Origin of the sequence: Saliniferula longa (assembly GCF_050789285.1) — a bacterium.
GTDB lineage: Bacteria > Pseudomonadota > Alphaproteobacteria > Rhodobacterales > Rhodobacteraceae > CAVPWP01.
The window spans coordinates 1,290,011-1,298,482 of record NZ_JBOUVX010000002.1 but is presented as its reverse complement, the minus strand read 5'-3'; the positions used below and the strand labels follow the sequence as shown (position 1 = coordinate 1,298,482).

Here is an 8,472-nt window from a genome sequence, read left to right as displayed (position 1 = left end):
ACTGACGGAGGCCGCGCGGCCAAACGCAAACGGCGCGCCCCGGGGGCGCGCCGTTGACGTTCTTGCAGGACAATGCCTCAGTTCAGCGCGGCGTCCGTGATCTGATGCGTCCAGGCCCCTTCCGGCGCCGCCGAGATCACCGGGTCCGAACCGCCCGACAGGAGCGAGGCCACGGTACGCTCGTAGTCGGTCGGATCGAGCGCGCCGTTCGAGCCGGCGGTCAGCTTGGCCACCTCGCTCATCATGCGCTTCTGATGCTCTTCGGTCTGGGCGCCCGTCTCGTCGTATTCAAGCACGATCATCGCCGCCTCGTCGGGGTTCTCCTCGGCGTATTTCCAACCCTTCATCGCGGCGCGCACGAAGCGGGTCATCTTGTCGGCGAAGGCCGGGTCGGCAAGGTTCTCTTCAAGGACGTAAAGGCCGTCTTCAAGCGTGGCGACACCCTGATCCTCGTACTTGAAGGTGACAAGCTCCTCGGGCGTCACGCCCGCGTCGATCACCTGCCAGTATTCGTTGTAGGTCATGGTCGAGATGCAGTCGGCCTGGCGCTGGATCAGCGGATCCACGTTGAAGCCCTGCTTGAGAACCGTGACGCCGTCCGCGCCGCCTTCGGTCGGGATGCCGAGCTGGCTCATCCAGCTGAGGAACGGGAACTCGTTGCCGAAGAACCAGACCCCCAGCGTGCGGCCGGGAAAGTCCTCGGGGCCGGTGATGCCCGAATCGGCCCAGCAGGTCAGCATCATGCCCGACGACTTGAAGGGCTGCGCGATGTTGACCAGCGGAAGTCCGCGTTCGCGCGCGGCAAGCGCGGCGGGCATCCATTCCACGATGACGTCGGCGCCCCCGCCGGCGATCACCTGCGGCGGCGCGATGTCCGGGCCGCCGGCCTTGATCGTGACGTTCAGATCCTCTTCCTCGAAGAAGCCCTTCTCGAGCGCGACGTAGTAGCCCGCGAACTGTGCCTGCGTCACCCACTTGAGCTGCAGCGTTACGTCATCGGCTGCCTGCGCCACACCCGCGGCCATGCCAAGCGCCGTGATCCCCGCCAGAACATACTTCATTGTCTAGACTCCCCTGTTGTCATTCAGTGCCGGTGGGACGGGTGCCAGAAGGTCACCCACCTTTCGATGAGGGCCACCACCCCATAGAACAGTGACCCCGCTATCGCGGCCACCGTAATCTCTGCCCAGACCATGTCGAGCGCAAGCTGCCCGACGCTGGTCGAGATGCGAAATCCCATGCCGACCACCGGAGAGCCGAAGAATTCGGCAACGATGGCGCCGATGAGCGCAAGCGTCGACGCGATCTTGAGCCCGTTGAAGACGAACGGCATCGCCGCGGGCAGGCGAAGCTTGAAGAGCGTCTGCCAGTAACCCGAGGCATAGGTCTGCATCAGGTCGCGCTGCATCGCGGTCGTCTCCTGCAGGCCCTGCACGGTATTCACGAGCACGGGGAAGAACACCATCACCACAACCACAGCCGCCTTCGACTGCCAGTCGAAGCCGAACCACATCACCAGGATCGGCGCCGTGCCGATGATCGGCAGCGCGGCCACGAAGTTGCCGACCGGCAGCAGGCCGTCCCTGAGGAAGGGCGAGCGGTCGATCGCGATCGCGGCGAGGAAGGCCGCAGAGCACCCGATGGCATAGCCAACGAGCGTGCCCTTCACGAAGGTCTGCACGAAGTCGACCCACAGGATCGGCGCGGACACGGCGATGCGCGCGGCGATGTCGGTCGGCGCGGGCAGGATGACGCCCGGTACGTCAAGCGCGCGGACGATCATCTGCCACAGGATCAGGATCGTGGCGCCGAAGATGACCGGCACGGCGATCCGGGTGACCGGCGTGCGCGGCAGGTTCGCCAGCTGCACGTTGACCCACCAGAGCGCCCCCCAGACCGCGAGGACCGGCAGCAGCCGGGGCTCGAACAGCGCGGACAGAAGCAGCGCGACCGAAAAGCCCGCCGCAAGCCGGATCGTTTCGGGGTCGAGCCAGCCGCGATCGCGGCGCGGGGCGGTGACGTCGCTCATGTCGCCATCCCCATGCGGCGCAGCGTCCAGCGCTGGATCAGGCCGACGAAACCGACCATGCCCGCCGCAAGGATCGCGGCCGCGAAAAGCGCCGACCAGATCTGGATCGTCTGGCCGTAATAGCTTCCCGCCAGAAGCCGGGCGCCAAGGCCGCCCGCCGCGCCGGTCGGCAGTTCGCCCACGATCGCGCCCACAAGGCTGGCCGCGATGCCGACCTTGAGCGAGGTGAAGAGATACGGCATCGACGCCGGCAGGCGCAGCTTCCACAGCACCTCGCGCGGGGCGGCGGAATAGGTTCTGAGAAGGTCAAGCTGCATCGCGTCGGGGCTGCGCAGCCCCGTTACCATGCCCACGACCACCGGGAAGAACGACAGATAGGCCGAAATCAGCGCCTTCGGGATCAGGCCGGTGACGCCGACCGAGTTCAGCACCACGATGATCATCGGCGCGATGGCAAGAATCGGGATAGTCTGGCTGGCGATCGCCCAGGGCATCACGCTCATGTCCATGGCCCGGTTGTGGACGATACCGATCGCCAGAAGCACGCCCAGAACGGTGCCGATGCCAAAGCCCAGAAGCGTCGCCGACAGCGTGATCCACGCATGATAGACAAGGCTGCGGCGCGAGGTCACGTTCTGCTCGACCGTGGTCTTCCACAGCTCCGAGACGACCTGGTGCGGCGCGGGAAGCTGGGGACGCTCCTGGGCATAGGCCAGGGGGATCGCGCCGGGATTGCGCAGCACAAGGGAAATCCCGCCCATGTCGCGGCGCACGGCCGCTTCGGGCGGCGCGACCTCGATCCCGTCGCGCGCGGCCTGGTCCAGAACGGTGTGGATGTTCATCGGCGCCACGGCGGCATACCACACCGCCACAAGCGCCGCGACGACGACAAGGACCGACAGCGCGCGTCTCATGCCGGGGTTCCGTGCCAGCGCGGCGCCAGCGCCGAAAAGCCATCGTCGGTCAGGATGTCGCGTCCGTGCCCGAGGGGAACGACCCCCTCGCGCGCCGCGAAGCGGCAGGCATCCGGGTTCGGCTCGACGCTCACAAGGTCCGGTCCCTTGGAACGAATCGTCCGGGCCTGCCTGATCTGGGCTTTGCCGATGGCATGCCCGCGCTCTTCCGCCGCAAGAGTTAGGGCACCCGCGAAGCCGTCTTGGGCAAGGGATAGGCCGCGCGGCCCGGCGCCAGACGCCCCCGCCCCCGGACGCGTTCGCCGGCCCTGCCGCCCGAGCGCAGGCATCGCGCAGCCCGGCAGATCGGCGAGGGTCGCCTCGCGGAACGGCGCGTCAGACATGGTCCCCCATCCCCGCCCGAAGGCCTTCGCGCACGCGGTGAGCGATCTCGATGAACTCGGGCGTGTCGCGGATGTCGAGCGGTCGATCGCGCGGCAGAGGGCTGTCGATGATGTCGGTGATCCGCCCGGGGCGTGGGCTCATCACGACGATCTTGGTCGACAGATACACCGCCTCGGGGATCGAATGGGTGACGAAGCCGATGGTCTTTCCGGTCCGCTCCCAAAGCTTGAGCAGTTCCTCGTTCAGCCGGTCCCGCACGATCTCGTCGAGCGCGCCGAAGGGTTCGTCCATCAGCAGGATGTCGGCGTCAAACGACAGCGCCCGCGCAATCGAGGCGCGCTGCTGCATGCCCCCCGACAACTGCCAGGGGTACTTGTTCTCGAAGCCCGTCAGTTCGACCAGCGCCAGCACCTTTCGCGCGCGCTCCTCCTGTTCGTCACGGGAATAACCCATGATCTCGAGCGGAAGCTTCACGTTTGCCGCGATCGTGCGCCAGGGATAAAGGCCCGCCGCCTGGAAGACATAGCCATAGGCCCGTGCGCGCCGCGCCTCGTCGGGCGTCATGCCATTGACGGTGATCGTGCCCTCGGTTGGCGCTTCAAGCGCGGCCACGACGCGCAGCAAGGTCGTCTTGCCGCACCCCGACGGCCCGATGAAGCTGACGAAATCACCCTTGTCGACCGACAGGGTGACGCCGGTCAGCGCGTGGACAGGGCCATCCTTCGTCTCGAACGTCAGCCCAAGATCCGTGGCCTCGATCACCGGCTTCGTCCCGGCCGTGCGGTCTGCTGTCATGCCATCGCCACCTGCCCGGAGATCCACCCGCGCTTCCATTCCAAGAAACCCTTCATGCGCGCCAGACTCAGACGCTCCTCGTTAGCCCGCCGTCGACGCGCAAGTTCTGGCCGGTGATATAGCCCGCCCCGTCGGACAGAAGGAAGGCCACCGTCGCCGCGATCTCGTCCGCACTGCCATAGCGCCCCAGCGGCACGGCCTGCCGCCGTTCCTCGGTCGCCGGCAGGCTGTCGATCCATCCCGGCAGGACGTTGTTGATCCGCACAGCCTTGGGCGCCCACTCGTCGGCGAAGATCTTGGTGAAGGCCGCAAGGCCGGCCCGAAAGACGGCCGAGGTCGGGAACATCGCCGCAGGCTCGAACGCCCAGGCGGTCGAGATGTTCACCACCGCGCCCCCACCCTGCGCCGCCATGATCGGCGCGACAAGCCGCAAGGGCCTGACGACGTTCAGGAAATAGACCTCCATCCCGGTCTGCCAGTCCTCGTCCGAAAGATCCAGAACCGGCTTTCGCGGTCCGTGACCCGCGCTGTTCACCAGGGCATCGATCCGGCCCCACCGGTCCATCGCCGCGTCCACGATCCGTGTCAGATCCTCGACCGACCGGTTCGATCCGGTCACGCCGATGCCGCCAAGTTCGGCCGCTAGCGCCTCGCCCTTGCCCGAGGACGACAGGACGGCGACGGCATGGCCATCCGCAGCCAGCCGCCGGGCGCAGGCCGCACCCATGCCGCTGCCGCCCGCCGTGATGAGCGCGACCTTCACCTAGACCCCGCTCGCCGGAATGCCCGATCGCTGCACCGGGCGGGGCGCGGTCAGTTCCTTCCACGTCGACAGCGCACGGTTCACCGCGCCCTTCGGCGCGCGCCCCACGAACTGGCCATGGCCTTCCTTCGGCGCGACTTTGCCTTCCGTCACCGCCACACGCCCGCGCGTCAGCGTGAAGCGCGGCAGGCCGGTGACCGCGTGCCCCTCGAACACGTTGTAATCGATCGCCGATTGCTGCGTGCCGGCGGAAATCGTCTTTGACGCCTTGGGGTCCCAGACCACCAGATCGGCGTCGGCCCCCACCAGGACCGCGCCCTTCTTGGGATACATGTTCAGGATCTTGGCGATGTTGGTCGAGGTCACCGCGACGAACTCGTTGGGCGTCAGCCGCCCGGTCGCGACACCATGTGTCCAGAGCATCGGCATCCGGTCCTCGAGGCCCCCCGTCCCGTTGGGGATCCTGGTGAAGTCGCCCACACCGAAGCGCTTCTGTTCGGTCGTGAAGGCGCAATGGTCGGTCGCCACCACCGACAACGACCCCGAGGCAAGCCCCGCCCAAAGGCTGTCCTGGTGCTTCTTGTCGCGGAACGGCGGCGACATCACGCGCCGCGCGGCATGGTCCCAGTCGGGATGGCGATACTCGCTGTCGTCCAGCGTCAGGTGCTGGATCAGAGGCTCGCCCCAGACCCGGCGGCCCAGGCTCCGCGCCCGGCGGATCGCCTCGTGCGCGTGTTCCGACGAGACGTGCACGACGTAAAGTGGCACCCCCGCCATGTCGGCGATCATGATCGCACGGTTCGTCGCCTCGCCCTCGACCTCGGGGGGGCGGGAATAGGCATGCGCCTCGGGACCGGTGTTGCCCTCGGCCAGAAGCTTGCGCTGCAACTCGGCCACGACATCGCCGTTCTCGGCATGCACCATCGCCAGCGCGCCCAGCTCGCCACACCGCCCGAACGAGGCGAAGAGCTCGTCGTCGTTGACCATCAGCGCGCCCTTGTAGGCCATGAAATGCTTGAACGAGGTGATCCCTCGGTCGACCACGGCCTTCATCTCGTCAAAGACCTGCTCGCCCCACCAGGTGACCGCCATGTGGAAGGAATAGTCGCAATGCGCGCGGCTCGTCTTGTTCGACCACATCTGCAACGCGTCCAGAAGCCCCTGCCCGGGGCTGGGAAGCGCGAAGTCCACGACCATCGTGGTGCCGCCCGACAGCGCCGCGCGGGTCCCCGACTCGAAGTCGTCCGAGGAATAGGTGCCCATGAACGGCATCTCGAGATGGGTGTGCGGATCGATCCCGCCGGGCATGACAAGACAGCCGGTCGCGTCCAGCACGGTGTCGCCCTTCAGCCCCTTGCCGATCTCGACGATCGTCCCGCCCTCGATCAGGACATCCGCGTCATAGCTGAGGTCGGCGGTGACGATCGTGCCGTTCCTGATGACTGTGCTCATGTGGCTTTCTCTCCCCGTGTCTTTCGTGGGCGGCGGACGCAGCCTCCGGCGCGCCTGCGTGTCAGTCCCTGTAGTCCGGCGCCTCGCGGTCGAGGACCCGCTTCATCTCGGCGAAATGCGCATGCTCGGCCTCTGCATAGTCCTCCCACGCTGCGGCCGTCGCCTCGGCCAGCGCCTCGGGCATCACGGCCAGCGGCTGGCCCGTGGACAATGCCAGCACCATCGTCCGCGCCGCCCGCTCGAGGTGGTAGAGGGCATCCCAGGCCTCGGCCACCGTCGCGCCGAAGGTGGTGACGCCGTGGTTCTGCATCATCAGCGCGCGGTGGTTGCCCACGGTCGCGGCGATACGCGCGCCCTCGGCCTCCTCGCTCGCGATGCCGCCGAAATCCATGTCATAGGCGAGGCGGTTGTGGAATCGCGCCGTCACCTGGTCGATCGGCAGGATGCGCGGGTTGGAGAGGCCCGCAAGCGCGGTTGCATAGGGCGGATGGATATGCAGCGCGACCCGCGCCTGCGGCAGGCTGCGGTGGATCGCCGAATGAATGGCCCAGGCGCTCGGGTCCGGCGCATCCGGGCGGTTCATGGTCAGGGGGTCGTCGGCATCGACAAGGATCAGGTCCGAGGCGCGCACCCGGCTCCAGTGCACCCAGCGCGGGTTCACGAGGAACCGCCGACCGTCCGGCGACACCGCCGCCGAGAAGTGGTTCGCCACGCCCTCGTGCCAGTCCGCCCGGCAGGCCAGCCGGATCGCGGCCGCAAGGTCGATGCGCAACGCGGTTTCGTCGGTGATGGCCTCGTGCCGCGTCATTCCACGATTCCCGCCGTTTCCACGACCGCATGGAACAGCACGTCGGCACCTTTTTTCGCCCACTCGGGGCTGATCTCCTCGGCCTCGTTGTGCGACAGGCCGCCCACGCAGGGGCACATCACCATGGCCGTGGGCGCGACGCGGTTGATCCAGCAGGCATCGTGCCCGGCACCCGAGACGATGTCCATGTGCGAATAGCCCAGCCGTTCGGCCGCCGCCCGCACCGCCCCGACACAGCCGGGATCGAAGGCCACGGGGTCGAAATGCCCGACCGGTTCGATCTCGATCCCCAACCCCAGCCCGGCCGCGATCCCCGGCGCCTCGGCCTCGAGCCGCGCCCGCATGCCGTCAAGCTTCGCGCGCTCGGGACTGCGGAAGTCGACGGTGAAGACCGCCTTGCCGGGAATGACGTTGCGCGAATTGGGATAGACATTGGCCTGACCCACGGCGCCCACCGCGTCGGGCTGGTTGTCCATCGCGATGCGGTGGACCAGTTCGATGATCCGTGCCATCCCGAGACCGGCGTTGACGCGCATGTTCATGGGCGTGGACCCCGTATGCGCGTCCTTTCCGGTCAGTGTCACCTGCAGCCACCACAGGCCCTGCCCATGCGTGACCACGCCGATGTCCTTGCCGTCGGCCTCGAGGATCGGGCCCTGTTCGATGTGCAGCTCGAAGAAGGCATGCATCTTCCGCGCGCCGACCTCTTCCTCGCCCATCCAGCCGATGCGCCCGAGTTCCTCGCCGAAGCGCTTGCCCTCGGCGTCCTTCCGGTCGTGGGCCCAGCCGAGGTTGTGCACGCCCGCGAAGACGCCCGAGGCCAGCATTGCGGGGGCGAAGCGCGTGCCCTCTTCGTTCGTCCAGTTGGTCACGACGATGGGATGCCGCGTCCGGATGTCGAGGTCGTTGAGCGTGCGGATGATCTCAAGCCCGCCCAGCACCCCCAGCACCCCGTCGTACCTTCCGCCCGTGGGCTGGGTGTCGAGATGGCTGCCGACGTAGACCGGCAGAGCGTCAGGGTCGGCGCCCTCGCGGCGGGCGAACATCGTCCCCATCTTGTCGACGCCCATGGTGCAGCCCGCCTCCTCGCACCAGCGGCGAAAGAGCGCGCGGCCCTCGGCGTCGGCGTCGGTCAGCGTCTGGCGGTTGTTGCCGCCCGCCACCCCAGGCCCGATCTTCGCCATCTCCATCAGGCTGTCCCAAAGGCGCTGGCCGTTGATCTGTAGGTTCTCGCCCGGTGCTGGCATCGGTGCTCGCTCTCCTTGACCCGGTCTGTCCCGCCGCGGCGCGGCAAGGGCCTGCCCGGGCCGATGCCCGGGCGGCCCTG

9 protein-coding genes are annotated in these 8,472 nt (G+C 67.7%); all 9 read right to left on the bottom strand.

All coding sequences use genetic code 11. The features are described 5' to 3' along the window. Positions 1-77: 77 nt before the first annotated feature. The 9 genes from ACRDNQ_RS12995 to ACRDNQ_RS12955 all read right to left on the bottom strand — a co-directional run bounded on the left by ACRDNQ_RS12995 (position 78) and on the right by ACRDNQ_RS12955 (position 8,392). Entirely contained in the window at positions 78-1,061 is a 984-nt protein-coding gene (locus ACRDNQ_RS12995; RefSeq protein WP_431829078.1) for an ABC transporter substrate-binding protein, read from the bottom strand. 23 nt (positions 1,062-1,084) lie between these two features. After that, positions 1,085-2,029 carry an ABC transporter permease gene (locus tag ACRDNQ_RS12990; protein ID WP_431829077.1) on the bottom strand — a complete coding sequence of 315 codons (945 nt, stop codon included), beginning with the start codon at positions 2,027-2,029 and terminating at the stop codon, positions 1,085-1,087. Next, positions 2,026-2,943 (bottom strand): ABC transporter permease, encoded by a 918-nt coding sequence (locus tag ACRDNQ_RS12985; protein ID WP_431829076.1) that lies wholly within the window; start codon positions 2,941-2,943, stop codon positions 2,026-2,028. Before ACRDNQ_RS12985 ends, ACRDNQ_RS12990 begins: the two co-directional genes overlap by 4 nt. Beyond that, the gene (locus ACRDNQ_RS12980) at positions 2,940-3,326 is read right to left on the bottom strand and encodes a hypothetical protein (protein WP_431829075.1); all 387 of its coding nucleotides are present in this window, start codon (positions 3,324-3,326) and stop codon (positions 2,940-2,942) included. The genes ACRDNQ_RS12985 and ACRDNQ_RS12980 overlap by 4 nt, the downstream gene beginning before the upstream one ends. Beyond that, positions 3,319-4,122 (bottom strand): ABC transporter ATP-binding protein, encoded by an 804-nt coding sequence (locus tag ACRDNQ_RS12975; RefSeq protein WP_431829074.1) that lies wholly within the window; start codon positions 4,120-4,122, stop codon positions 3,319-3,321. The genes ACRDNQ_RS12980 and ACRDNQ_RS12975 overlap by 8 nt, the downstream gene beginning before the upstream one ends. 67 nt (positions 4,123-4,189) lie before the next feature. Then, on the bottom strand, positions 4,190-4,885 hold the full coding sequence (locus tag ACRDNQ_RS12970) for an SDR family oxidoreductase (protein WP_431829073.1): 696 nt from the start codon (positions 4,883-4,885) through the stop codon (positions 4,190-4,192). Beyond that, on the bottom strand, positions 4,886-6,337 hold the full coding sequence (gene hydA / locus ACRDNQ_RS12965) for a dihydropyrimidinase (protein ID WP_431829072.1): 1,452 nt from the start codon (positions 6,335-6,337) through the stop codon (positions 4,886-4,888). A gap of 61 nt (positions 6,338-6,398) precedes the next feature. Beyond that, entirely contained in the window at positions 6,399-7,145 is a 747-nt protein-coding gene (locus ACRDNQ_RS12960) for a class II aldolase/adducin family protein (RefSeq protein ID WP_431829071.1), read from the bottom strand. After that, positions 7,142-8,392 (bottom strand): Zn-dependent hydrolase, encoded by a 1,251-nt coding sequence (locus ACRDNQ_RS12955; RefSeq protein ID WP_431829070.1) that lies wholly within the window; start codon positions 8,390-8,392, stop codon positions 7,142-7,144. The genes ACRDNQ_RS12960 and ACRDNQ_RS12955 overlap by 4 nt, the downstream gene beginning before the upstream one ends. Positions 8,393-8,472: the final 80 nt, after the last annotated feature.